27 protein-coding genes are annotated in these 24,865 nt (G+C 62.6%); 18 read left to right on the forward strand and 9 right to left on the reverse strand.

Annotation, left to right across the window (positions count from 1 at the left end; translation table 11 throughout):
• Positions 1-44 precede the first annotated feature (44 nt).
• Positions 45-1,234 (forward strand): IS3 family transposase gene (locus ABLE93_RS25395; protein WP_348842495.1). Its coding sequence is split into 2 segments (ribosomal slippage): positions 45-294 and positions 294-1,234, totalling 1,191 coding nucleotides; the frame shifts between segments, so codons are not numbered across the junction.
• On the opposite strand, the gene ABLE93_RS27120 is transcribed toward ABLE93_RS25395, so the two are convergent.
• Positions 1,135-1,539, reverse strand: coding sequence for an SLATT domain-containing protein (locus tag ABLE93_RS27120; RefSeq protein ID WP_510183088.1), 405 nt, complete (start codon positions 1,537-1,539; stop codon positions 1,135-1,137). The two genes, ABLE93_RS25395 and ABLE93_RS27120, sit on opposite strands and share 100 nt — an antisense overlap.
• A gap of 308 nt (positions 1,540-1,847) precedes the next feature.
• Here ABLE93_RS27120 and ABLE93_RS25400 point away from each other — a divergent pair, with 308 nt between their 5' ends.
• A complete protein-coding gene (locus tag ABLE93_RS25400) occupies positions 1,848-2,441 on the forward strand; it encodes a recombinase family protein (RefSeq protein WP_348842471.1) in 594 nt (197 codons plus the stop codon).
• A 14-nt stretch (positions 2,442-2,455) separates the two neighbouring features.
• On the opposite strand, the gene ABLE93_RS25405 is transcribed toward ABLE93_RS25400, so the two are convergent.
• Positions 2,456-3,319, reverse strand: coding sequence for a hypothetical protein (locus ABLE93_RS25405; RefSeq protein ID WP_348842472.1), 864 nt, complete (start codon positions 3,317-3,319; stop codon positions 2,456-2,458).
• A gap of 205 nt (positions 3,320-3,524) precedes the next feature.
• Here ABLE93_RS25405 and dcm point away from each other — a divergent pair, with 205 nt between their 5' ends.
• From dcm to ABLE93_RS25420, 3 genes are read left to right on the forward strand one after another with little or no spacing between them, the layout of a single operon-like run.
• Entirely contained in the window at positions 3,525-4,754 is a 1,230-nt protein-coding gene (gene dcm, locus ABLE93_RS25410) for a DNA (cytosine-5-)-methyltransferase (protein WP_348842473.1), read from the forward strand.
• Positions 4,747-5,202, forward strand: coding sequence for a very short patch repair endonuclease (locus ABLE93_RS25415; RefSeq protein ID WP_348842474.1), 456 nt, complete (start codon positions 4,747-4,749; stop codon positions 5,200-5,202). Before dcm ends, ABLE93_RS25415 begins: the two co-directional genes overlap by 8 nt.
• On the forward strand, positions 5,199-6,425 hold the full coding sequence (locus tag ABLE93_RS25420; protein WP_348842475.1) for a type II restriction endonuclease: 1,227 nt from the start codon (positions 5,199-5,201) through the stop codon (positions 6,423-6,425). Before ABLE93_RS25415 ends, ABLE93_RS25420 begins: the two co-directional genes overlap by 4 nt.
• Here ABLE93_RS25420 and ABLE93_RS25425 read toward each other — a convergent pair.
• Positions 6,422-6,694 (reverse strand): hypothetical protein, encoded by a 273-nt coding sequence (locus tag ABLE93_RS25425; RefSeq protein WP_348842476.1) that lies wholly within the window; start codon positions 6,692-6,694, stop codon positions 6,422-6,424. The two genes, ABLE93_RS25420 and ABLE93_RS25425, sit on opposite strands and share 4 nt — an antisense overlap.
• A 419-nt stretch (positions 6,695-7,113) precedes the next feature.
• On the opposite strand from ABLE93_RS25425, the gene parA reads away from it, so the two are divergent.
• From parA to ABLE93_RS25450, 5 genes are all read left to right on the forward strand, one after another.
• A complete protein-coding gene (gene parA / locus ABLE93_RS25430; protein WP_348842477.1) occupies positions 7,114-7,758 on the forward strand; it encodes a ParA family partition ATPase in 645 nt (214 codons plus the stop codon).
• Complete coding sequence (locus ABLE93_RS25435) at positions 7,755-8,030, forward strand: plasmid partition protein ParG (RefSeq protein WP_348842478.1); 276 nt, start codon at positions 7,755-7,757, stop codon at positions 8,028-8,030. The genes parA and ABLE93_RS25435 overlap by 4 nt, the downstream gene beginning before the upstream one ends.
• A 35-nt stretch (positions 8,031-8,065) precedes the next feature.
• Positions 8,066-9,280: a replication protein RepA gene (locus ABLE93_RS25440; protein WP_348842479.1), complete on the forward strand. Its 1,215-nt coding sequence runs from the start codon at positions 8,066-8,068 to the stop codon at positions 9,278-9,280.
• A 900-nt stretch (positions 9,281-10,180) separates the two neighbouring features.
• Positions 10,181-10,387: a hypothetical protein gene (locus ABLE93_RS25445; RefSeq protein WP_348842480.1), complete on the forward strand. Its 207-nt coding sequence runs from the start codon at positions 10,181-10,183 to the stop codon at positions 10,385-10,387.
• Complete coding sequence (locus ABLE93_RS25450; RefSeq protein ID WP_348842481.1) at positions 10,384-11,043, forward strand: DNA methyltransferase; 660 nt, start codon at positions 10,384-10,386, stop codon at positions 11,041-11,043. Before ABLE93_RS25445 ends, ABLE93_RS25450 begins: the two co-directional genes overlap by 4 nt.
• A 160-nt stretch (positions 11,044-11,203) precedes the next feature.
• Here the strand turns inward: ABLE93_RS25450 and ABLE93_RS25455 are convergent, their stop codons facing one another.
• Positions 11,204-13,636, reverse strand: coding sequence for a M48 family metalloprotease (locus ABLE93_RS25455; RefSeq protein WP_348842482.1), 2,433 nt, complete (start codon positions 13,634-13,636; stop codon positions 11,204-11,206).
• 2 nt (positions 13,637-13,638) lie between these two features.
• Positions 13,639-15,258: a type IV secretory system conjugative DNA transfer family protein gene (locus tag ABLE93_RS25460; protein WP_348842483.1), complete on the reverse strand. Its 1,620-nt coding sequence runs from the start codon at positions 15,256-15,258 to the stop codon at positions 13,639-13,641.
• 292 nt (positions 15,259-15,550) lie between these two features.
• On the opposite strand from ABLE93_RS25460, the gene ABLE93_RS25465 reads away from it, so the two are divergent.
• Positions 15,551-16,852, forward strand: a complete 1,302-nt coding sequence (locus tag ABLE93_RS25465) for a MobA/MobL family protein (RefSeq protein ID WP_348842484.1) — start codon at positions 15,551-15,553, stop codon at positions 16,850-16,852.
• Positions 16,853-16,862: 10 nt separating this feature from the next.
• On the forward strand, positions 16,863-17,696 hold the full coding sequence (locus tag ABLE93_RS25470) for a hypothetical protein (protein WP_348842485.1): 834 nt from the start codon (positions 16,863-16,865) through the stop codon (positions 17,694-17,696).
• 30 nt (positions 17,697-17,726) lie between these two features.
• On the opposite strand, the gene ABLE93_RS25475 is transcribed toward ABLE93_RS25470, so the two are convergent.
• The 3 genes from ABLE93_RS25475 to ABLE93_RS25485 all read right to left on the reverse strand — a co-directional run bounded on the left by ABLE93_RS25475 (position 17,727) and on the right by ABLE93_RS25485 (position 20,058).
• Entirely contained in the window at positions 17,727-18,758 is a 1,032-nt protein-coding gene (locus ABLE93_RS25475) for a hypothetical protein (protein WP_348842486.1), read from the reverse strand.
• 92 nt (positions 18,759-18,850) lie between these two features.
• On the reverse strand, positions 18,851-19,162 hold the full coding sequence (locus ABLE93_RS25480) for a hypothetical protein (protein ID WP_348842487.1): 312 nt from the start codon (positions 19,160-19,162) through the stop codon (positions 18,851-18,853).
• Positions 19,159-20,058 (reverse strand): phage integrase N-terminal domain-containing protein, encoded by a 900-nt coding sequence (locus tag ABLE93_RS25485; protein ID WP_348842488.1) that lies wholly within the window; start codon positions 20,056-20,058, stop codon positions 19,159-19,161. Before ABLE93_RS25485 ends, ABLE93_RS25480 begins: the two co-directional genes overlap by 4 nt.
• Before the next feature lie 918 nt (positions 20,059-20,976).
• Here ABLE93_RS25485 and ABLE93_RS25490 point away from each other — a divergent pair.
• The 6 genes from ABLE93_RS25490 to ABLE93_RS25510 all read left to right on the forward strand — a co-directional run bounded on the left by ABLE93_RS25490 (position 20,977) and on the right by ABLE93_RS25510 (position 23,526).
• The gene (locus tag ABLE93_RS25490) at positions 20,977-21,273 is read left to right on the forward strand and encodes a nucleotidyltransferase family protein (RefSeq protein WP_348842489.1); all 297 of its coding nucleotides are present in this window, start codon (positions 20,977-20,979) and stop codon (positions 21,271-21,273) included.
• Positions 21,273-21,629 carry a HepT-like ribonuclease domain-containing protein gene (locus ABLE93_RS25495; RefSeq protein ID WP_348842490.1) on the forward strand — a complete coding sequence of 119 codons (357 nt, stop codon included), beginning with the start codon at positions 21,273-21,275 and terminating at the stop codon, positions 21,627-21,629. The genes ABLE93_RS25490 and ABLE93_RS25495 overlap by 1 nt, the downstream gene beginning before the upstream one ends.
• Positions 21,630-21,746: 117 nt before the next feature.
• Positions 21,747-22,124: a hypothetical protein gene (locus ABLE93_RS25500; RefSeq protein WP_348842491.1), complete on the forward strand. Its 378-nt coding sequence runs from the start codon at positions 21,747-21,749 to the stop codon at positions 22,122-22,124.
• A 132-nt stretch (positions 22,125-22,256) separates the two neighbouring features.
• A complete protein-coding gene (locus ABLE93_RS27125; protein WP_510183089.1) occupies positions 22,257-22,547 on the forward strand; it encodes a helix-turn-helix domain-containing protein in 291 nt (96 codons plus the stop codon).
• A 139-nt stretch (positions 22,548-22,686) separates the two neighbouring features.
• Entirely contained in the window at positions 22,687-23,190 is a 504-nt protein-coding gene (locus ABLE93_RS25505) for a hypothetical protein (protein WP_348842492.1), read from the forward strand.
• Positions 23,191-23,310: 120 nt separating this feature from the next.
• Complete coding sequence (locus ABLE93_RS25510; RefSeq protein WP_348842493.1) at positions 23,311-23,526, forward strand: hypothetical protein; 216 nt, start codon at positions 23,311-23,313, stop codon at positions 23,524-23,526.
• 1,142 nt (positions 23,527-24,668) lie between these two features.
• On the opposite strand, the gene ABLE93_RS25515 is transcribed toward ABLE93_RS25510, so the two are convergent.
• The coding region (locus tag ABLE93_RS25515; protein ID WP_348842494.1) for a hypothetical protein at positions 24,669-24,865 on the reverse strand (197 nt) is incomplete at its 5' end.

Here is a 24,865-nt window from a genome sequence, read left to right on the forward strand (position 1 = left end):
ACCACGGACAGAAGCAAAGAACCCGCGACGTGCCATCATCGGGGTTGACGACACCGGACCGAATACAGAAGCAGATCATCGGGATCCTGAAGGAGCACGAGGCCGGGGTGCCGGTCTCGGACCTGTGTCGCAAGCACGGGGTCAGCGATGCCAGCATCTACAAGTGGAAGGCCCGTTTCGGCGGGATGGACGTGTCGGAGGCCAAGCGGCTGCGGGCGCTCGAGGACGAGAACGCCAAGCTCAAGCGCATGCTCGCCGACGCCATGCTGGACAACGTCGCGCTGAAGGATCTCCTGGGAAAGAAGTGGTGACGTCCGCTGCCGAGCGCAGGGCTGTCGCCCACCTCATGGAAGCCCATGGGATGAGCGAACGGCGGGCGTGTAAAGCCACCGGCTTCTGCCGCATGACCATGAGATACGAAGCCACGCGCGGGAATGACGCCTCGCTGCGTGAGCGGATGAAGGCAATCGCCCAGGAACGGCGGCGGTTCGGCTATCGCCGTCTCCACGTCCTGCTCAGGCGGGAGGGCTTCCGGGTCAACCACAAGCGCCTGTTCCGGCTCTACCGTGAGGAACGGCTGATGGTCCGCCGGCGGGGCGGTCGCAAGCGGGCGATCGGCACACGGGCGCCGATGATGATCCCGCTGCGACCGAACGAGCGCTGGTCGCTCGACTTCGTCGCCGACCAGATGACCGATGGCCGGCGCTTCCGGATGCTGGCCATCGTGGACGACTGCACTCGCGAGTGCCTGGCGCTGGTGGCGGACACGTCGCTGTCCGGGGTCAGGGTCGCTCGCGAACTCGACAGGCTTCTGGCAGAGCGCGGCCGGCCCAAGATGATCGTCAGCGACAATGGCAGCGAGTTCACCTCCAATGCCATTCTGGCCTGGACCGACGCGGCCCGGGTCGAGTGGCACTACATCGCGCCCGGCAAGCCGATGCAGAATGGCTTCATCGAGAGCTTCAACGGCCGCCTGCGGGACGAGTTGTTGAACGAGACGCTGTTCTCCAGCCTGTCTCAGGCCAGAGCCGCTCTCGGCCGGTGGCAGCTCGACTACAACACCGCCCGGCCGCACTCAAAGCTCGGATGGCAGACGCCAAGCGCCTTCGCCTCAACGTTCCACCCGCGGCGGGATCAGACGCTCCGCAACATGAACGGCTCCGCGTCTGCCCCCGCCGCTCCACACGCCCGAGAAGGCAAATCCAACCGCCAGAACGAACTCACCGCTGGATAGAAGTTGGGGGCAACGTCATGGTCACCCGAGCTTTTATGCCCCGCCGCCTTTTCACCAGGCTTAAGAAATGTCATCAGAGATGTAAGAACAGCGACGGACAATGCCATCGATCCGGCTAGAACCGGGTAGTCCTTAAAGAAGGTAGCACCGGCGGCCGTACTAAGTATTACTGATGGGATACCGAATATATAATTCCATCTCTCCCATCTGCTGGCGGCGTTAAAATGCGCCTTTCCAGAATGTGTACAGTCTTCTTCCATGCGGTGAAGCTCAGCTTCAATTTTTTTGCGAAGTTCCTCTATCATGCGGCCTCTCCCATCTCCGAGCGTAGCATTGGGGATCCCCGCAAAGGAAAGCGGATGGGGCCTATGCACAGATAAAATTTCTTGGGGTTGATTTTTGCGGTGCAACCAAAAGAGGCGGAGGTCGCTAGCTAGCCCTCTCCGCAATCTGCGCCAGATCCTGGCACTGGAAACACGCAAGCAGGGTCTCCCGGAAATTGCTTCCCAGATGGGGCAAGTTGCAGAAATCACGAATTATGCAAATTCCCTTGGCCTATGTTCGCCAATGGGTTATATTTGCATAATATAGGTACGAAAGTTTGAGCCGATCCATGCCTCCCCGCGCTGCCCACAACGCCTCCTCAGCTGGCGCCACATTGGTGGGATATGCGCGTGTCTCGACGGTCGGACAGACGCTTGATGCGCAGCTGGAACAGCTTACGGCGGCCGGATGCAGCCGCATCTTCAAGGAAAAGGCCAGCGGTGCCCGTGCCGACCGCCGGGAACTGAGCCGACTCCTCGCTGGCCTCCAGGAGGGAGACCAGGTGGTCGTGACCCGGATTGACCGCTTGGCGCGCTCGACTTTCGACCTGTTCGGCATCGTCCGGCGCATCGTGGACGCCAAGGCTCAATTCCGGTCCCTGGCCGAGCCGTGGGCAGATACTGCCACCAGCACCGGTCGCCTGATGCTTGCCGTGCTCGGGGGGCTGGCGGATGTAGAGCGCGACCTGATCCGCACGCGAACCGCCGAGGGCCGCTCGCGGGCCAAGGAACGCGGTCAGGTGATGGGCCGGCGCTCGTCCTTGAGCCCCCAGCAAAAGCAGGAAGTCCGCGAGCGTCTGGCGGACGGCGCCCAGCTAGCTGACTTGGCGCGCACCTTCAATGTCAGCCGCTCCACCATCTCGAGGCTGCGACCCAAGGGCTGAGTCTTTCGGCAGCGCTACAGGTCGAAAGCTGACTTCCCGACTACCCGCAGCATGTCAGCGGTGAATTGCGTCAGCGGCCTGTAGAGAGCAGTTCCATTGATGTTGACCGCATACTGGCTCCTGTTCTGATCCTCAAGCTTTTCGTTCAAGAGAGCCAACGTCGAATCCGGCATATAAATGGCCGAAAACCCCATGCGTTTGTAGAGCTGCATCCGTCTCGCGGTCCAGAATTCGCTTGGCTCGTCGAAAAACCCGAACCCTATGCCCTCGATTGAATTTGCGGAATACAGAAGGCGTTCCTTTGCCTTCTCCGATTTGACTGATATGATCAGGTTTGTTGGCGCGCAGGGCACCAGTATATCACCCAAAGCCTTGAGATCACCCATCTTACCTTCATTCAGAAGGATATGCCCGGGCATGTTCCATACCGGCCACCTAGCCGTGTCGTGTGGCATGGTGGGAATACCGCCGGAAGTGAGCACCTCGCTGCAGAGCAGCTCCATCACCGTACCGCCTGAGCCACGGAAGGCTGTGGCCGGCGGATATCTCCATCCCGGGCTCTTCGGGTGCTGGACCGCGAACGCGGCAGTGACGTTCTGATCCGTTATTCTCGCGCCAAGTGCTATCTCGCAGAAATGGACGATAGCTCTGGATGTCGGGGCCACCTCCACCTGATTGAACAGGCACGGACAACATTCAAGGAGCCCCTTCAACACAGCCACTGACGCCAGAGGCGCTGGCCTGGGCCGCGCCGGATTCGAGGGAGGCTCGCTGAACCGCGCATCAAGATCGGCGGCAATAGCCTTCAGCGCAGGGCTTTTCAGTCTGAATCGAGGGCGGTCCAGAACTTCCGACCAACTCGAGCCGCCCGCCGACATGGGGCAGTGCGGGTGCAGACACAGCATTGCGCAACTCCGGCAAGGTGCCTGCCCTGCATAAACCGATTCGTCTCGGACTCATGAAGCGTTCTGGGGTGCGAAGATCGCTGCCCAATTATAGAACATAAAGAGAACGAGTAATTGACCGCGACTCCAGGCAGTGTCAGCTTGTCAAAAAATGACACAGCAATGATTCGGGGTACTGATGCGCGGCGAACGGAACGATTTCACCAGGCTGAGGGAGCAGGCCGGCCTCACCCTCGAACAGGCCGCGAGCCTGCTGGCCGTGACCCCGCGCACTGTCTACCGCTACGAGAACGGCACCAGCCAGCCGAACCGGCTCTCAATCCGCACCCTGAAGGAAGCTGCACGGCAACGGGTGGCCGATGTGAAGCCGTCCGCCGGCTTTGCCTTCATTGACCTGTTCGCCGGAATCGGCGGGCTGCGCCTCGGGTTCGAGAGCATCGGCGGGCGCTGCGTATTCACCTCGGAGTGGGACCCCAACAGCCAGAAGACCTATGCCCTCAATTTCCCGGACAACCATCCCATAGCCGGCGACATCCGCGATTACTCCCGGGACCCGGACCGCATTCCGCCGCACGACCTGCTGCTGGCCGGTTTCCCCTGCCAGCCCTTCTCCATTGCCGGCGTGTCCAAGAAAAACGCCTTGGGGCGGCCCCACGGCTTCCTGTGTGACACCCAGGGAACCCTGTTTTTCGACACCGCCCAGATCATCGCCCATCACCGGCCGGCGGCCTTCGTCCTCGAAAACGTCAAGAACCTCGAGAGCCACGACCAGGGACGAACCTTCCGCACCATCATCAACGTGCTCACCAACGAGCTGGGCTACCATGTCCAGCACCGTGTCATCAGCTCCGAGCCATGGGTGCCGCAGAAGCGCGAGCGCATCTTCATTGTGGGCTTCCGCGAGCCGACCGGCTTCGACCTCTCTGCCCTCGATGTGCCATTGCCCGGCACCGGGCCGAAGCTCGGCACCATCCTGGAGCCGCACGACGAGGTCGATCCCAAATACACCCTGACCGAGAAGCTCTGGGCCTATCTCCAGAACTACAAGGACAAGCACCGGGCGGCCGGCAACGGGTTCGGCTACAGCCTGTTCGGCCCGGGCGATGTGACCCGGACCCTTTCCGCCCGATACTACAAGGACGGATCCGAGGTGCTGGTGGACCAGCCCAGCCGCCGGCCGCGCCGGCTCACTCCCCTGGAGTGCGCCAGGCTGATGGGCTTCGACCGCCCCGGGCGTCCCTGGCGCATCGAGGTGTCGGACACCCAGGCCTACCGGCAGTTCGGCAATGCCGTGGTGGTCCCCGTCGTGGAGTTCGTGGCCAGAGCCATGCAGCCGTGGATCGACGAGGCCTTGGCCCGCAGCGGCGGGTCCGGGACGGATACGGGACTGCTCCGGCGCCATGGCTGACACGGTCACCCCCGAGGTCCGCAGCCGGATGATGGCAGGCATCCGCGGCCGGGACACCAAGCCCGAGCTGGCGCTCCGCCATGCCCTGCACTCCATGGGTTTCCGCTACCGCCTTCACGTCCGGTCGCTGCCTGGCAGGCCCGACATGGTCTTCCCGGGGCGGCAGGCTGTGCTGTTCGCCCACGGCTGTTTCTGGCATGGCCACGACTGTCACCTGTTCCGGCTGCCGGCCACACGCTCCGACTTCTGGCAGGACAAGATTGCCGGCAACCGGGTCCGTGATGCCGGCGCGGAGGCCTCTCTTGCGGGGATGGGATGGAGGATAGGCATTGTCTGGGAATGCGCCCTGAAGGGCAGGACCGCCCTTGTCGCTGGGGAGGTGTTCGCCCGCTGCGCCGAGTGGCTGCGCTCCCCTGCCCCACACCTTGAAATAAGGGGGCGCGGATGATGGCGCGGGGCATGCTGTCCGATTATTTCGAGGGGGTAGCTGTCAAGCGGCTCTCCGTCGTGGAGACCTCCCCGGCCGCGTCCAACCAGCACGAGTTCAACGGCTCGAGGGCCCTGCGCGGCCTGTTCGGCGACGACGACCGCAAGAACATTCCCGCCCGCTTCATATGGCTCGGCGAGGAGCAGGAAGGCATCACCGCCGACAGCACGGTGAGCTGGTACGATGCCCGCCGCAACCATCCGACGCGGACCGAGTACCGGCTCTATTATCCGGCCAACGAGGTGACCGCGCTCATGGGCGCCGGCGACTCGTTCTTCCTCGCCCTGCGCAGCGACGGCAGCGTGATGGTGATTGTCACGCCTGCCGGCAGCACCATCCAGAACCAGCTGCTGTGGCTGTTCGGCCTCGATGCGCAGCCGGGGTTCGAATTCACCGCCCGCGAGATTACTCCCGACCATGACGCAGGAGTGGACTTTGCTGCCCGCTACATCCTCGACGAGCTTGGCATCGAGCCGGAGGAACCCGAGGCCGATCTGCTGGATGGCCTCATTGCCCGGTTCGGCATGGCCTTTCCGAACACCCGCGTGTTCTCGGCTCTTGCCCGCGACTCCCTTGCCGGCGTCTCGCCCCATGATGATCCTGATGCCGTCCTGATGGCGTGGATCGAGCGCGAGGACCTGCTGTTCCGGCGCCTCGAGCGCCACATCGTGGCTGACCGGCTGCGCAGCGGGTTCATGGCGGCGGGTGACGCCGCCGATGTGGAGGGCTTCCTAGCCTTCTCCCTCAGCGTGCAGAACCGCCGCAAGTCGCGGGCCGGCCAGTCCTTGGAAAACCACCTCGAAGCGCTGTTCGGGGCCCGAGGTATCCGCTTTTCGCGGGGCGCAGAGACGGAAAACCATCACCGGCCGGACTTCCTGTTTCCGGGACAGGCCGAATATCTGGACCCTCTTTTTCCCGCACCGCGGCTCACCATGCTTGCCTCGAAGTCCACCCTGAAGGACCGCTGGCGGCAGGTCCTCACCGAAGCTGCGCGTATCCCGCAGAAGCACCTGCTGACCCTTCAGCCGGCCATCTCCGAGAATCAAACCGCCCAGATGCAGGAGGCAGGTCTCCGGCTTGTCCTCCCTGCCCGGCTGCACGACACCTACCGCGAGAGCCAGCGGGCATGGCTCATGTCGCTGAGTGATTTTGTCGGTCTGGCCGAGGAACGGCAGCAGGCCTAAGCGCGTCCCCTGGCAAACTCGCGGGGCGCGAGCATATGCAGGCGGGCGTCGTCCATAGGCCAGTACACCAGAAAGGTCGCGTCCGGGTACTCGGCCGACGAGCACCGCAGCTCCACAGGGGTTCCCCGCAAGATGGCTACACCGCCTTTTGCGGCCTCGCTACGCAGCAGGCGTTCAAGTTCGGGCGGCATCTCGATCATTACCAGGCTAGATAGAGGCAGCCGCTGGTCGATGAAAGGATAAAGGCCGTCGGGAAGGTCAGGTATCATGGGATATCCCTGTCACATGCGGGGAATGCTTGCCAGCCGAGGGGCACTCTCCGCCGATACCTACCGGCACAGCTGCCCACGCGCGATGTCTCCGTACCACGCGCCAATGCTAAGCTGACCGCTGGCGCTTGGCCCACGCTTTGCCGGCGCAATGCGGCGCCCTTGGGGTTAATTCCCATCTCCTGTGCAGCCGCTCAATCGAGCGGCCCTGCCCTTCTCTGCCGCTCGCTATGGCAGGCATGCAAAGCCAGCCGCTGCCGATAAAAATACGATTTTACGATTTTATGTAAAATCGTTGATACAGAATTGTAAAAAATATGCCGTAGAATCTCGCACCTGCATGGTGCGTGGCTGGCTTTCAGCTGAAAATCGTGAAATCGTAAATCCAGATATCCGCAAATCCAGAAAGGCGACGCTTCATGATCTATGGCGTGCTCAACCAGAAAGGCGGAGCTGGCAAAACCACCATCTCCACCAACCTCGCCGCGGCCATGGCCCTGGCGGGCCATCGTACATTGCTGGTGGATGCCGATCCGCAGGGCAGCGCCCTGGCCTGGTCGTCCGCCCGCCGGGGCGACCCGCTCTTCCCGGTCGTGGGCATGCCCAAGCCCACCCTGCACAAGGACCTGCCGGAGATCGCCCGGGACTATGAGTTCGTCTTCATCGACGGTGCGCCCCGCGTGAGCGAGCTTGGCCGGGCCGCCATCATGGCCAGCGACTTCGTCCTGATCCCCGTCCAGCCGTCCCCCTATGATGTGTGGGCCGCCGCCGAGACGGTGCAGCTGATCCGGGAAGCCCGGCAGTTCAAGGAATCTCTGCAAGCCGCATTTGTGATTAATCGTAAAATCGTAAATACTGCACTTGGTAACGCGGTCGTGGAGGCTCTGGCGGAATTCGAGGACGTGCCGGCGCTGAGCGCCAGCGTCGCCCAGCGCGTCATCTATGCCGAGAGCGCGGGGCAGGGCCTGTCGGTCATGGAGGCCGACCCGCGCAGCGAGGCCGCCCGCGAGATCGGAACCCTGGCTCGCCTTCTCGCCAGCCACAAGGAAAGGAAAGTCGCGTGAAAAAGCAGGTCGCCTTCTCCGCTATCCCGCCCAAGCCCTCCGTCCTGGGCGCGGATGACTGGGTCAAATCCCGCGGTTCGGTCGAAGAGGTGGTCGCTCCCGCGCCGAGCGTGGTGGTGCCGCTGCCCCACACGCCGGAGCCCATGAAGCGGTTCACCATCGACGTCACCGAGGAGCTGCACAAGCGCATCAAGTCCCAGTGCGCCCAGCGCGGCGCCAAGATGGCCGACGTCATCCGCGAGCTGCTCGAGCGCGAGTTCCCGAAAGCGTGATTACGATTTTACGATTTTAAGGAATTGCGCCCCAGATGAAGCCGCCTCCCGCCCCTTCGGAAACCGACATCCGCGACCCGGACCTGCGCGCCGAGATGGAGCAGGCGCGCGGCACCCCGGAGTTTGCGGACGTGCTGCGCTATCTGGGCACCAAACAACGCATGCGGGACAGCGGGCAAATCCAGCCCAGCCAGCCACGGCTGAACCTGGACCAGATCCGCGACCCGGACCTGCTGAAGCGCGTCGAGGGCATCAAGCCCGGCGACCGCATCGGCGAGCACAGCATCCGTGCCGCCATTGACGAGCAAGCCCGGCGCGACCAGAAAGCCGCCTACCTGGCGAAGCTAAAACCGATTGCCCGCCGGCGCGAGCTGGTGCGCGACAGCCTGGCCGAGCCGTTCAGCGACGAGAACCGCTATTTCGTGCACAGCGTTCTCGCCACCTGCGGCCTGCCGTACAAGAAGCCCGCGGAAGGGCAGGGGGAGTACCTCAGCGAGTACGGGCGCAGCTCGCTGGTGGTGCAAGCCGGCTACCTGAAGGATCCGGCGAGCGGGCGGATGATCAAGCAGGGACTGCCCTATGGCCCCAAGGCCCGCCTGCTGATGCTCCACATCTGCACCATGGCCCTGCGGCAGAACACCAACGAGATCGAAATCGCCGACAGCATGAGCGCGTTCATCCGCGAGCTGGGGTTCGAGGTCACGGGCGGCGCCCGCGGCACCATCTCCCAGTTCAAGGAGCAGCTGCACCGCCTGGCGGCGTCGCGCATGCAGATCGGCCTGTGGAAGGGCGACACCACCACCACCATCAGCACGCAACCCATCGAGGCGTTCGACGTGTGGCTGCCGACCGACCCCGACCAGAAAATGCTCTGGAACACCCGTCTCATCATGGACGAGAAGTTCTTCCGCACCCTCAAGGTCCACGCCCTTCCGGTCGACATGCGGACCATGCGGGCCTTCGCCCATTCCGCCAAGCAGATCGACATGGTGCTGTGGCTGTTCGCCCGCCTGAACCAGCTCGAGAAGCCCGTCCCCATCAGCTGGGCCACCCTGAAAACCCAGTTCGGTCGCGACATCCAGAGCCGGGACCGCAAGTTCCGCCAGTCATTCTCCGATGACTGGAAGGCCATTGAGGAGGTGTTCCCCAAGCTGCGCACCCGTCTGACCGATAACGGCATCCTCCTCCATCCCGGCGACGGTGACGTACTCCTGGTCCCCGCCAAGCGGGTCCTTCCAGCCCGCAAATAGGCGAATCGGAAAACGCCCATGCGCCAGAGACTTACGGACGCAGACTCGGGTGCGCTTTTCGGGTCAATTTTCCTCACGAATTCAAGGCTATCGACGCCGTCACGCAGACTCGGGTGCGCCTGCCGGCATCGGCTTTCGCCCTGGATCGAGGCACGCAGACTTGGGTGCGCCTGTTGATAACTTTCCCCATAGGGAACAGTGCCTTACAAAGGTTGCACGCAGACTTGGGTGCGCCGTCACGCAGACTCGGGTGCGCTTCGGCCGGGAATCACGCAGAGTCAGGTGCGCTTCCACGCAGACTCGGGTGCGCCCCTACGCAGACTTGGGTGCGCACTTGATAGCCAAACACCTGACTATCAACGTGTTTTTGGCTTCTCTTATAGATATACTGATAGGTTCTTATAGACTCTTCCCTATAGATACTTATATTTCTGATAGAGGGTTTTTGAATTTTCGATTCGGGTTTTAAGATTTTGTTCACCAACCCGTTGACTCTTGTTCGTCTCAGCTACGCCTGCATCGCCTAAGCGATTCGCAACGGCATCCAGAGCCAGCAGGTGCGGATTAAAGCCTGTTTTGCCATCTGGTCGTGAAGTGGCGCCACCAGGCATCCGAAACCCCCTCTAATCCCCACTCCGCTCTCCCAGATATCTTCCGTGTCGAGGCCCGGTTCCTGCGTGCCGGTTCCCCTTGGCATACGGCCACTCCCGCGGCCAGCACGATCGGGAGATGCGTCATGCCCTGCCGGCGGCTCAATCGGCTGCCCGCTCCGTTCGCTACTGCTCCCGCGTTGCCGGTGACCGCCGGACACACCCTGCAGGGGTTCAGCTGCCTGCCGCCTTGGACCTCCCGACCGGCCGCGATGGACGTGGCCGGCGAAACCAAAAGGGAGAACCCATCATGAAACGCACTCAACCGAGCCGCCCCACCCACGAGGTCTACGTGGTCGAAGGGGAGGGGGAGCAGGCCTTCTGGACCCGGGTTGGCGCTGCTTGGTCCCACCAGGACAGCGACGGCTTCAACGTCCAGCTGAGCTGCATGCCCGTCGACGGACGCCTGGTCATCCGCCGGCGCAAGGAACAATCCCATCGGGAGGCGGGGCGTTGAACGCCCCCCTCCACCCCCTCGGGGGTACCGTGCGTCACGGCGACTGTGTCCGCCTGATGCGCCGCATGCCGTCCGCCAGTGTGGATTTCATCCTGACCGATCCGCCGTATCTCTGCCGCTACAGGGACCGTGCCGGCCGCCGCGTCCGCAACGACGACAACGCCCGCTGGCTCCATCCCGCCTTCGCGGAGATGCACCGGCTGCTCAAGCCCGACAGCCTCTGCGTGAGCTTCTACGGCTGGCACCGCGTGGACGCCTTCATGGCCGCCTGGCGCGCGGCGGGGTTCCGGCCGGTCGGGCACCTGGTGTTCGCCAAGGGATACGCCTCCTCACGACGCTTCCTGCGGCACCAGCACGAGCAGGCCTATCTCCTTGCCAAGGGCGACCCCGCCCTGACCGAGACGACGATCAGCGATGTGCGCGAGTGGGTCTATACCGGCAACCGCCGGCACCCCACGGAAAAGCCGGTGACGGTGCTTCAGCCCATCATCGAGGCGCTGTGTCCGCCCGGCGGGCTGGTTCTCGACCCCTTCTGCGGTTCAGGGTCCACCCTGGTCGCTGCCACGCGATGTGGACGGCCCTTCCTCGGGATCGAGCTGGACTTCCGGCACCACCGTGCCGCCAGCGAGCGCGTCGCGTCGGCGCGGTATCGCTAGAGGAAACCGCTCCGGGGGTCAGGGCTGCCCGGAGCGGCTCCCGTTCCTGACGGTCATCGCCGTCCCCGGCTGTACCGTGCCCAAATGCTACCGGAAGGGACCCATTCCTGTCCAAATATCCTCGGGGGAGCGGGGGTAGACGGCCCCCGCCGGGGTGCGTTCAGCGCAGGCAGAAGTTCTCCTCCCGGTCCACGACGCAGTTCGAAAACGGCAGGTTCAGCCGCTGGCAGGTACTCACCGAGGTCTTTCCGGCCTCGTACAGGGTGCGACCGACCCCATAGGCCCGTTTTCTGTTCAGCGTATTGACAGTCACCACGAAGCATTCGAACTGGCCGGGCACCAGCGAGACGATGGGGCGGCAGCCCGGCTCCCGGGCCTGGCAGGCCGCCATTGCCGCGTTGCGGGCCTCGGCCGGTTGCGCTCCCCGCGCCTTGAAGAAGTCGCCGCGCCCGCCCATCACCACCACGGCGAACGTCGCTGCAGCGGCCGGAGGCATGACGGGAGCCGCTTCCGGGGCCGCAGCAGGAGGCGACTGGGGCAACGGTTGGAGAGCCGGAGGCGGGGCGGGCTGAATGTATCCTCCGCCTTGCGGCGTCCCCTCCCGGCGCGATATCGCCAGCTCGCGCTGGTTCAGGCTGGCTTCCTTCTGCGCTGCAGCGGCCTCCCGGACCGCGACGCTGGCGCTGCGGGCGTCCAGTGTGTCCTGAGCCTGCTTTTGCGCCGTCTCACGCGAGGCAACCACGCTTTCCCGGTTGGCGACGCTTGTCTCCCGGGCGTTGAGGGATCGCACCCGGGTGTCCAGCACATCCTGCATCCGCCGCTGTGCAGCCTCGCGGGAGGTGGCATCCCGTTCCCGCTCGGCCACGGCCGCTTCACGCGCGCCAAGGCCGGTGAAGGACCCCACGGCCTCGGCAACGGTCGCGGAAATCCATCCGCCGCCTGGCCACACAAACCATGCCCCGAGGAGGAGCACGGCCACGAGGGCGGCGAAGGCGAGCCAGCCTGAGCGGACAATGGCGGCAGCCGCCCGCCCGCCTGCCTGGAGGGCGCGGGGCGCGTCGGCCACCACGGGGGCGGCCCTGATCCAGGCGGTGCCGACGCCGGCGAGGGCGGCATCGAGCACACCGGCCTGACGGGGAGCCGTTCTGGGATGCACCGCCGGTGCCCGCAGGGCCTCGGCGACGGCCGCTTCGAGTCCAAGGTCGCTCACCATGCCGGGGATCGGCGGAATGGCCGGGGTCTCGACAGGTCCGGCGAGGTTCGACACCAGGTTGAGCCGCCGGATGTAGGTCTGTGCCCGGAGCGCGGCGATCCGCCGTTCAATGGGCGGATGGCTGGCGAACAGGCCGAAGGCGCTGGCACGGAACATCATGCGTGCGTTGCGCCGTTCCGCTTTGGTGTACGTGTTAAGGCCTCGCAGCTTGAGCAGCGCGCCGATCATGGCGTCGGGGCTGGTGAGCGCCGCCCCCATGGCGTCGGCCCAGTACTCCCGGTTGCGCGACATCCCCTGGATGCAGATTTCCGAGAAGGAGGTGAACACGCCGCGCGCGAACAGCTTCACCCGGTTGAAGACCAGGAACCAGGTCAGCCCGTCCTGAAACGCGCGCGCGAATGTCATGCGCCGCACGTCGCGGCTGATAACGTGCCCCAGCTCGTGGCCCAGCACGGCCCGCCGCTCCGCCGGTGTGAGCCGATCCATGAGCCCCTGGCTGATGGCAATGACCGAGCTTGTATCCCCGGAGCCGATGGCGAAAGCGTTGATGATGCCCGGGGTGGTGATGAGGCCGATCTCCGGCCGCGACTGCACCCCGGCCCGTTCCAGCAGGAAGGTGAGGTCCTGGCCCAACGGATCGTCGGGTCGGTGCAGGGTGATGTTCCAGGTGCGGACAGCCTGCTCCGGCGACGCTGACATACTCCTGAGCCCACCGACAAACCCGCTCACCAGTACCAAGGCCGCGCCGAAAATATAGAAGGTCCCGGCCTGGCCAACCGCGGCCAGGCTGGCCGCCGATAATCCAAGGCTGAGGCCGCCGGTGAACGGTGCGAGGAGCACGCCGCCTGCAATGGGCGCGGTGAGAAAAAAGACGAAGCCGACGCCGGCGCCGATCACGGCACCGACCAGCAGATAGAGGGTGATGCCGAAGAGGGAGCGGCTGTAGCCGCGATTGACGAGCCGGACCCCGCGGTCGCCGTCGTCTTCGGGAGGGAAGTCGAGCGGAGCTGGCCGGCTTTGGGTAAGGAGGTGCGGGACGACGAAAACAAGTCGTGCCAGAGCGATGTACTGCCCCAAAAATATAACCCAGACCAGTACAGAGCATATGGTGCCAAGCTGCCCGATGAACGGGCTTTGCAGGCGATACACAAATGATGAAAGTGACGATATTATCGAAATTGATTGTGGAAATAGTGTTGTATCAACATAGAATTGGAAAACGCCCCGGTGAAGATATCTGATAGAGGCAAACGTTAGACTTGGCAGGGCCGCATAGAAAATGATGAACAGTGCGACCTGCCGGAAAGGGTCGACATATTCTCGGCGCGGGTAAATGCCGATGACGCGCCCTAGCGGCGCGAGGAAGCGGGGGAGGGGCATGGTCAGGCCTTGCTGCGCCGGGCAACGTCCGAGGAGGCCACCACCTGGACGGTGCAGCCCACGCGCTCGAGGCACCATGGCGTTCGGAAAAAGGGCATCAGCCGCACGGGAGCGCCGACGAACGGCCCCAGCTGGGTGATGGCGAGGCGGGTTCCGTCGCCGGCCACCAGGGCCATGCGCTTGCGGATTTCATCCGGCATCAGCAGCGGCCGGCCGTGGAGGTCCACATGGCGCTGCGTGGAGGTGCCGTGGGTTTGCGTCGGAAACTGGAAAGGGTCGCCGCGCGACACCGAGCTGTTGAACGTGAACGACAGCTTTTCCTGGCCCACGGTCGCGGTGCCCAGCTCCTTCGACAGCCTCTCCGCGGTGACATGGTCGTTGGTGCCGAACCATATCTTGAGGGCGGTGTTGAACACCGCCTCGCCGCCGTCGCCGTAGATGTTCTTGAGCGCGCCGATGTCCTGGAGGATGAACCAGAGGCGCACGCCTGAGCCCGCATGGGTGCGGATCGCGTCCACCACGTCGCTGGCGTCATCGAGCGCCAGGAACTCGTCGAGTACAAACAGCACCGGGATCTCGGGCGTGCGCGGGTTCTGCACCATGGCGTCCAGCGCGGTACGGAGCAGGACCTTGGTGAACGGGGCGAACGGCCGCAGCTTGTCGAACGGCACCGTGACATAGACCGTGGCGGTCTTGTCCTTGAGGCTCTCGAAGTTGAGGTCGACCTCCTCGTCCGTCCCCGAAACCGCATACGCCACATCGGGGTCGGTCCACAGCGACAGGTCGGCGTTCAGCGTATCGATGAGGTTCGGCAGGCCCCGGTCGGCCGACTTGAAGGTCACTACGTTGGCGCCGTTGCGGACCTCGGCGATGGGGCTGTCCTGCATCCTGCGCAGCATCGCCTTGAATGCCTGCAGCGGCAGGCTGGTCATGCGCCGCAGCTCGGAAATGGTCTGGCTCTTCGTCGGCGCCACATCGAGCAGGTAGAGGATCGCGGCGGTGAGGAATGACACCGCGTCCTTGTTGAAAAAGGCCTGCGCCTTGGCGTCGGGCGGCAGCAGCAGGGAGGCCAGCGCCCGCGCGTCGCCCACGGAGCGGACGCCGGCGAGGGGATTGAAGCGGTCGCGCGGATAGCCGGCCTCGTGCCGGTCCTGGCGGTCAAAGAGTGCGATCCGGTAGACCGGTCCCAGGCTCTGCCGCCAGCGGGAGGTCAGCTCGAACAGCTCGCCCTTGGGGTCCAGCACGATGGCGCTGCCCCGGTAGCTGAGGAGGTTGGGCACGATGAGGGTGGTGGCCTTGCCCGAGCGGGTCGGCGCGACGGTGAGGATGTGCCCCTCGCCCTCCCAGTCCAGCAGGGCCGCCGGCGGCGAGGTCAGATCAGGGGCGCCCAGCAGGGACCCGAGCCGCAGGCCCCGTCCGCTCGGCAGGCCGGTGAAGTTGCGCGAACCGAACCCCGCCGCGAGGACCTCCTCCGGGTGGGGCCAGCCGGCGGAGCCGTGAACAGGCGGAGGGCTGGCCAGCAGCGCCTCGTTATGCTCGCGCGCCTCCGCTTCCTTCGCCGCGCGGTTCGAGCGCTCGAGGATGGCCCGGAAAATCCCGCCGAGGGCATTGCCAAGCGCCATCCCGGAACGGAGGCCTTGAGACGTGGGCAACCCGCCGAAGGGGTCAAATTTGTTCCCCATCCCCCAATCCCCATCCCCCGAGGGTGATCAAGCAGCTGAGATAAACACACGAAAAAGATGTATAAAAACAGGTGTGCAACAGCGCACTTACACGTTGCCCAAGATGTATACTGGTTACGATAGGGAGGGGCAACGTGCGCCGGAACCGGGGTCTGGTAAGCCCTTCGTCGGTTCCGTCGTGTGCGCCAGGGGGACCCCTGGACCCCTCCGTGCCGCCCGGAGCGTGGTGCCGATGGCCATTTTTCATCTGCACGTGAAGAACATCAGTCGGGGCGACGGCCGTTCCGTGGTGGCCGCCGCCGCCTACAGGGCAGGGGAGGTGCTGCGGAACGACCTCGAGGAACGCGAGTCCGCGTTCGGCGGCAAGCGGCACGTGGTGTTCAGCGAAATCCGCCGGCCCGCCGGCGCGCCGCCCTGGATGGGCGAGCGCACGCAGCTGTGGAATGCGGTCGAGGCCCGCGAGCAACGCAAGGATTCCCGTCTTGCCAAGGAAATCGAATGCGCGCTGCCGCGTGAGCTGCCGCGCGCGGATTCCATCGCGCTCGTGCGCCGGTTCGCCGACATGTACATGTCGGCCGGCCATGTGGTCGACCTCGCCATTCACGACGATCCGGCCGCCGCCAATCCCCACGTCCATTTCCTGATGACCCTGCGGAAGGCGGGGGAGGGCGGTCTGGGCGACAAGATCAAGTCGGCCGACGCCTTGCAGTTCGTGACCGAGGCGCGCGCCTGCTGGGCGAAGCTCGCCAACGAGGCGCTGGGGCTGGTTGGTGCCGGCGTCGAGGTCGATCATCGCAGCCTGAAGGCCCAGGGTATCGAGCGGCCCCCGACCGAACACAGGGGCGTGGACCGGGCCGAACGCCTGCGGCGGCGCAGCCGCCGGGGTGACCCGGCCGAGGTGCTGGCGCCGGTGCCCGGACGGTCGGTCGGCCTGGCGCCGGACGAGCCCGCCGGCCAGCTGCCGCGGGAGGATCATGGACATCATGGGCGGCATCGCGCGCCTGGCGAGGGAGGGCAGGGGACCATGGCCGATGCGAGGAGAGAAGCGGAGGACCTGCAGGCGCGGCTTGCCCGCCTGCGGGAGCTGCCGCAGGAGGATGCGGGACGGGTCTATCCGGCCCTGATCGATGCCGCCGTGGCGCTCTCGGCAGGAGACGAGGACAGCGCCCGCGCCGCGCTGGAGCGCGCCGAGGCGTCAGTCCGCGAAGCGCTCGCGGTTCAAGACGATCTGCGGGCGGTGCCGGACCCCGAGGGCGCACCCATCCCCCTCCGGGAAGCCCGCCACGCCGAGGATGCCATGCTGGCAGCGATGGAACACAGCGAGGGGCCGGACGCGGAAGCCCGCGCGGCCCTGCGGGCAGAGGTGTCGCGGCCGAGGGAGCCGGTCCCGCCCCGGGTGCCCTGGCAGTCGGAAATCGGCGACAGCGATTGGCTGGATCAGGAGATCGCGAAGGGGATCAGTCAGCTTGAGAGCGACCGCGCTCACGAGCCAGAGCGCGCTTTTGAGCGGCTTCGCGGGCGAGACGGCGCCTGAGCGCAATAGGGTGTCCATCCTGCTCCGCGAGCTTGGGATAGAAGCGATAGATCGCGGCGTCATACGGGTGCGGGATCGAGTAGGAAGAGCGCTTTTTGACGTGGAAGAGCCAGAAGGCATAAGGCGCAACGATTATATCGCGGATGATGAAATAGGGGTTGAAGCGCCGCGTCAGAAGAGTGTCCAGTATCGAAATGACGCACGTGAAGAAGTATTCCGAATTTGTCATGTGAAAATCATGGGTATTGCTATGGATAAAGTCAAGTTATCCGATCTAAATAGAGATGCTATCAAGTCTTATGCCAGCCAAAGGTCGGACACTCTGATGAGTGAAATCCACAAGCAGCATCGCGACCTGGTCAGCTCGCTGCACCGGATTTACAAGGATGACGCGCTATGCAGCCGGCTTGCGGATGATGCCGTCGACTGGTCCTGGCGCAGTGGCAGCCCCTATTACCCGAAGGAGGTTGAGCGCCTGAAGTCGGCGCCGGGGGACGTTGGTCGCCTCAAGGGGACCTATTTCGGGATTGTGCCACGCGGTGCCCTGGAGGCGCGGGGCATCATGGCGTCCGATCAGATGCGCCGGCTGGTGGATCTGGGCCGCTGCCTCAACACCTATCGGGAGATTGCCGATCGTGCCGACAAAATCGGCCATGTGCCGGCAGCCGAGCGCGACCAGGAACTCGAGCAGCTCCGCGCCGGGCTGGAGACCGCGGACGTTGCCGTCCGCTCCCGCGGCATCGAGGACCGGGACAGCCGGGCCGAGCTGCGGAAGCATCCTGTCATGGAGCAGTCCCGGGACCCCGAGGTGCAGGCGTGGCTGCGATCTGAGCCGGACCGATAAAAAAGATCACCAGCCACGCCATTTGTAGTCTTACTGAGGTTGTAACGCATACCCTAATAACTTCATTTCACACTTCTGATGCCCCGCATTATTTGAAACGGCTCCCACGCAGCGGGCTGGTGCCACGCCAACATAAAGCGGGAGGTCGCTCGGGGAATTTCGCCCCGGCTTTATGACATAGCCGATGGGCTTTGTCTTGCCTCCACGCCATCCTGAGGCGCCGGTGTTTACTATGCTTGCATTTAAATTCGGAGTTTCTCCAACGAATATAGCTTCGCCGGAGAAATCATCATCCTTCTCAATTGTAAATCCATATTGATTGTTCAGGGCGTTTTTGTGATTAACGTGATCGGCTATTTCACCCTCATTTACATTCGGTGTTAGGCCAACAAAAAGAGGATTCTTTTTTAACGGGATTTTTGCAAATACTGGTGGTGGAGGTATGAAGGCAACAAGTGCTGAATCCGTAAACCCACCAACATTTGCAACTATGCGAAAATCAGAATTCTTATCTCTCTTGATAATTGCCGAATTTGATTCGCCGGGCGACCATTTCTTAGGAAAATCCACTAACGGCTTTCCGCCGCTAATGCTTACTTGGCCGTTTGCCGATTTAATGCTGTTACTTGGAACTATAAATTTAACAGTTACCGTAAGAGCGTCATCTTTGGCATCGGATACGATAATGGAGAGAGGTAATTGGCCGCGAATGCATGTTTTGTATGCATCGGCGGCATTCTGAGACAAGGTTTGAGTTGCAACGCTTTCCAGTCTATCTCTGGTCCAGTTTATCGTTGATTTAGAAAAATAGTCGTTTGTCACATCTTCTGCGCTGTTTGCTCCGATTCCGACTGGAACGCCAGATATTGGTACATTAATTGATCCTGACCAGCCGGATGATTTTGTAGAAGATTGTTGAAGTAATCTAAGTGCTGCTAACGTTGATACATCGTGAACATCAATTCTGGTCTTATCTTGTATTAATGCTTTGGCGCAGTTGTTTTGCGCCTGTGCATTGGATGTCATGATAAGCATTGCAATAATTGGAAATGCCCGTCTCATAGCCGACCCCCTGTTTGGCCCGCATAGCGGTGTAGACTTTTAAAAAGTGCACGTACACGTCAGCGTTGTAAATACGGGTGAAACCCAACGGGTCACCAGCTGATGGTGAGGGCCTGCACGATCGGGCCGTCAGGACCGGTCGGCCGGCGTGGCTGCCATTCGCACCGGGCGCCGGCCTCGGTGAGCTGGCGCAACAGCTCGCGGGCTGCCTCGGTGCCGCTGAGGTCCAGCGGCAGCGGCGGCATGACCGTGAGCGTGGTGTAGCCCTTCACCGCTTCTGCGCTCATCGCCTCCTCGATGCGGCTGACCGCGAACACCTCGGCGGCCAGCTTCTCGCGGGCGTCCGCCGCGACCTCCTTCAATTTGCTGACGCGGATCTGCAGGGGGGTCAGAGGCTTTTTCATGCCGCCGCCTCCCGCTTCGCGTTCGCGGCCCAGCGGCGGCCGAGATAGGTATCCGTCACGTCCAGGCGACCGTGCCCCAGCTCGTGGGATATCTGCATGCGGGCGTCGCGGTCGCGCCGCTGTTCTGCCTCCGTCATGCGGTCGCAGGTGGGACCGCCGGCCGCCGGGCAGGCCCAGCCGGTGAGCACCTTGTAGCGCCATTGCGCATAGGCGTGCCGGTAGCCGTGGGCGTTGCCGATGCCCGCCCGGACCAGGCTGCGCTCGTAGCGCTTCACGGCGGCCACGTAGTTGGCCCCTGCCGGAATCAGCGAGCCGTCGCCCACGGCCGCCTTCACCTCCTCGAGCAGCGCCCGCTGCTTTGGATGGGTGAGCGGGATTTCCCGGTAGCGGCCCCCCTTGCACCAGCTCGCCCGCAGGGCCAGCCGGTTGCCCTGGTCGGCAACAGCGGGCCGCATCTTGAGGGCCTCCTCCCGGCGCAGGCCGAATGCGGCCTCGAGCTTGAGCGCGAGGCGCACCCGCTCGTCCGGGACGCGGGCCAGGGCGTCCGGCGTGAGCGGCTTGGCCCGGTTCTTCGAGAACCGGCCCCGCTCCGCCAGGCCGTAACCCTCGTTGGAGCGCGGCAGCAGGCCGGGCTTGCCCACGGCCATGGCCCAGTCGCGCAGCCAGGTGAGGCGGTTCCGCACGGTCTGGTCAGCAATGCCGCTGCCCTTCCAGTGCGCCACCAGGGCGGTGACGTGCTTGCCCTTCAGGCTGCGCGCGTCGGGCAGGCGGTAGCCCAGCTCGCGCAGCTCCTTCGCCATGGCCTGCAAGCCCCGGTGCCGCAGCGCCCGGGTGCCGAAAGACCCGTCGCCCATGCTGGCGGCGAGGTTCTTCAGGCTAAAGCTCAAATCATCCATGGCGGACTCTTTCATTGGTAAGTTTTAATGACCAACCACGGTGCCGCATGCGGCAGCAGTGGCGCTTGCTGGTGCAAGCAAAAGGCCGGATACTCCCTGTTGTTGTCTCCGTTTCTCCGTTCTTTCAGTCTCCAAGCGGTTGGTGGAGGCGGGTGGGCCGTCCCTTCATTTACGGCCAGACCGTCGTGTTCACTCCTTCTCTGTGGTTGCCTCTCTGGGCATCCTCGGGCCGTGCCCGTGGGGCCGTGCGATTGCATTCCGAGGGTGTGGCGGCGTCGATGACGCGGCCGATCTATGGTGTTCATGCGGGTGCATGCAGGGTGTCCTTTCCGGGGTGAGCGGGCGGGCCGTTCCCGTTGCCGGGTGTGGCCGAGATGTCTCGGTGTCGATATCGGCACGGCTCCCAGTGAACCGCGCCAGTCCCTTATGGTGTCGTCCCTCGCGCCGGGCCTGACACCGGCGAGGCGTCCCGGCCAATCCATCTCCCGCGCCAAATCCTGTGCCCGGCTAACCGGCGGCGCGCGCAGCGGGTCGTCCTGTCACTACCCGCGTTCGCCGGTAGTGACAGGACGGGCATGGCCTGCCCTGTGCTGGCCTTGCCACGGCTGCGGCCATGGGGAGAGGCTCCCTCCCCAGCCCCTCCCCTGCCCCGCTTAGGGCTTGCAGCCTGCCAGCAGGGCAAGCGGGGCGCTGCCGCCCCCGCAGGCCCCCGGCTATGGGCTGCTTAGGGCCTCCGGCCGGCCAGCATCCCAACGGCCGCCCGGACGGGGCGGCCGTAGACGGCGGGGCTCTCTACGGCGCCTGTTGGGGGGGCGCGTTCGCCGCGCCGTCTTGAAAACTGGTGCCTGCTTCCGGCATCAGGAGAGGAGCCTCAGCGAATTTATTCACAGTCACATAAGCTTAGTGTAGAATGCACCCATGAACCGTGTTGAGGCCATGCAGCGACTGAAGGGCTACGCCGCCGATCTGCGCGCGCGGGGCGCAACGGCGCTTTACCTGTTCGGCTCCACGGCGCGCGACGAGGCCCGGGCCGACAGCGACCTGGACCTGTTCCTTGAATACGAGCACGGCCGGGGGTTCTCGCTGGTCGACCTGGTCAGCATCAAGAACCTGCTGCAGGACCGGCTCGGCATCGAGGTGGATGTGACCACCCGTGACAGCCTGCACCCTGCGCTCCGCCAGGACATCGAAAAGGCGGCGCTGCGCGTTTTCTGATGGCTCCCCGGAAATTCCAGTTCGCCCTGCGCGAGATCCTCGACGAGATCGCCTGGATCGACCAGGTGACGGCCTCGAAGACGTTCGCGGACTTCGAGGCCGACCGACTCCTGCGCTATGGCGTGGAGCGCTCCCTTGAGGTGGTTTCCGAGGCGAGTCGGCGCATTCCCGATGACCTGAAGGCGACGCAGAGCCAGATCGACTGGCCCGCCATCGCCGGAATCGGGAATGTCATGCGCCACGAGTACCATTCGACCTCGCCGGAGATCATCTGGAACGTCGTGCAGAAGCACCTCGCACCGCTGCAGGAGGCGGTTCAGGCTATTGCGGACGCTTATCCCGAGTCTCAAGCGTGAAGGTGCCCGCTTAGGGCCTTGCGTCCGCAAACCGGCCTTGCGCCGCAAGTGCTACATGTGGTAGTTTCTACAAAATGAATAAGAAGAAACCTCTTGCTTAAGAGTCGAGGTCATCACATGGCCAACTTCTGTATATCTCCGAGAGTTAAGCGTAAAGTTAAGAAATTTATAAGAGGTTATGACGAAATTCGTAGGCTAGAGGTCGTTATTTCAGAATATCCAAATATTGGTAGGCTCTATGTGCGCGACAGCTATCTGATACGCGCGCTAAATTTTAAACCTATCTGCAATAAAAATTTGCCATACATGACGGCAATATACTGTGTCTTGCCAACGGCTGACGAGATACCTGGTGCAGATGATGAAATAATACTCATTGATATAATAAGGTCACCTCCGGTTGCTCAGATTACTCTATCAGAATGGGAAATGATTGAGTTGAAGTCACATATTCAGGCAATTTGGGCCGCCGCTGTTGCGGAAAGCTCTGAATAAACGGGGGGTGTAGATGAAATATATGGTAAGTCAATGTATACTAAATGGTAAAATATACCGATCTGTTGACTGATCAAGCTCTCGGATGTACCTTTGTGTTAAAGGTACTTTCTGTTACGTTTGGAGATTGTGATGTCTAAAGATCTTATCTTGAGCATAAAGGAAGCCGCAGATGCGGTCCGGTCCGGAAGATCTTCTGGAAGTCGTCGCAAATTTAGCGGTGACGAGATTAAAAAAATTCGGAATGATCTATCCCTGACCCAGGAGCAGCTCGCGGACGAGATATGTGTATCTGTCCAGGCTGTTAGGAGTTGGGAGCAAGGTTCTCGCACCCCGGGACTTCTTGCTTCCACGCTTCTTAATGCGCTTGATAAGGGGCGTGTTAAATCGGTCTCCCATGTGGATGGCGATACGTTCGTGTAACAACGTATCAAGAACCGACATGGTCTACGCGCTATTGTAAGTGCGTGCGAATCTAGCACTCACTCGCCCCGTTCAACGGGGGAGTGAGTGCTTTATATTTTAAGTCAGGTTTAGTTTTTACGTGCTCTCATAAGCTGCCGTGAACAAGAAGCGGCAACGCCCTTCCCCGATCCGACCGGCCGACGCTGCCAAGGGCGCCGCGGCCGAATCCGCCTTCCGCGCCTGGCTGGACGCTTCCGTGCTCCCTCACATCTATGTGGAGCAATCCCCCATCAGCGTCCCGGTGCCCCTGCGCGGCCACATCAAGCGCCCGGACTACATCGTGGGCATCCCCCACGTGGGCATGGTGGCGTTCGATGTGAAGGCAAAGACCCTCTACCCCGAGGGCCTAGTGTTCGACCTGGACGAAATCCGCAGGCTGCGTGCCTTCGCCCGCATGTTCCGCGTCACGATCTATTTCGCGTGTCTCGACCCTGAGGGCGGTCACCAGGCCTACTGGGTGCGCCTTGATCAGCTTGACGGGATTCCTCTCCAGCACATGGCAAAAAAGCCCGTCCTGATCCTGCCGCTTAGCCAGGCCCAGCCCGTCGACATGCGGGCTAGTTTCTACGACGCTTTTTGGGATGCAGTGTTCTTGGGTTAGTTATTGCGAGATAATGTCGCAGTTAGTCAAAACTAGGCCTTTTTGCCGATTCTGAACTGAGCTGGAGCATAAATACAAGTAAGCGGCACATCTGCCGTGATTAGCATAAGGAGATACTATATGCATGTAAAAGCCACCCTCGATTACGAAACATCTGCCCGAGCCGGAGCCGCTGGAACCTTTCAGGTTACAGAGCTAACTGATATGTCGACGGACAAGGAGATTACCAGTCTCGTTGATCAGGGATACCACTATCACGACATTAATGAGCTGAAAGCCGATTTGGCAAAGGCTCTCAAACTGAATGCAACGGCAATTACGATCGAAGTGGAATAGCCGCAAAGGACGAGCCCCAACCTCCGTAGCGTAGTGATTACCGCTACGCCTGGGCAAACTTCTTAAAGGGGCATGGACATTTGACCATGCCCCACTGGCGCTTTATTCGCGTACATCCGCAAACCAAACCCTTATGACGAGCGCGCGAGATGCTCTTCGCATCTTTTCGATACGCTACATTTGCAGAAATCAAGATTCCTGTACCAAACTTTGTGATGGGTGAATCCGCCCGATTGCCATGACGGGTTGCCCCTCGGGAGGAGGATCGGATCCTATCGAGCGCCATCGTATTGCATCCTGAGAGACCCATTCTTTCGGGACACGTCGTTCCAGAGCAACCCAATCGGGTCGGTGATAAAGACGCAAAGCTAGGGCAACAGTCGCGTTCGTAAACCTAAACCGCGGATCCCCCCCTGAGTATCCATCTGGTAAGTCAGAGGCGAAGGTCGCACACAGCCCTTGAATCCGCGCGTCTTCAAATGACAAGCCATGTCGGGCGTGAGCGAACTCATTGCGAACTTTCCGCACGAGCTCAATCTCAGAGTGTTCAAACGCATCGATTAGGCCGAGGGCGCGGCAAAGTTGAATTCGCGCGGAAAAGGTTCCAAGCGGTGCGTTTCCGTCACTCAACAGCTTGGTGGATTTATACCCTTCACAAAAAAAGGCGGCCAATGTCTCAGAGAGCTTTTCGTCTATGAGAGCTGCACTAACGAGAGCTAGCCCCCTGTCTGACTCTCGCATCAGCTCGGCTACAAACGCCGCAAGGTCCTCTGCCGTCTTGAGCATCATATTACGTCGCTCGCTCGTCTAGGTACCGATATGGCGTCGCTTTCGAGATCCAAAGCGCGCGGTCACTTCCTTTGCTTGGATGGGTCTTAAAAGCTCGGCGGGGTGGCCCCTGCCCCGGTAAGCTGACACTTTCCCTAACCCTCGACCAAGTCCACCGGCGGACATGCGGGCCGATTTCTACAGCGCCTTTATGGCACCGGTGAATCTGGCCTAGACGCCGACCGGCACACCGCAAGACAGGAGGCGCATCAAATGCGGATGGCAACAGACCTTCGCGTTACGCTTCCGGTACGAGCTTCTTGACTTCGCTCTCTGCCAAATTGGGGTAGCCGTCATGACGTTGCCCCTCCTGGCTAATCCAGTTTGAAGTTCGTTCTGGCCCAATGAGAGGACCAGAACATGAGGCGCAGCCGCTTCACCGAGGAGATGGGGTATTCGGTCCTGATCTCTTGAGCCGTTTGCGGCGTTCCGCGGCGAAGAGGACGATCGGGGCCTGAACCCAGCGCCGGGAGGTCCCCATGGTGTACGTCGGCCTTGATGTCTCTCTGAA

The organism is Xanthobacter pollutisoli, assembly GCF_040044995.1.
Lineage (GTDB): Bacteria > Pseudomonadota > Alphaproteobacteria > Rhizobiales > Xanthobacteraceae > Xanthobacter.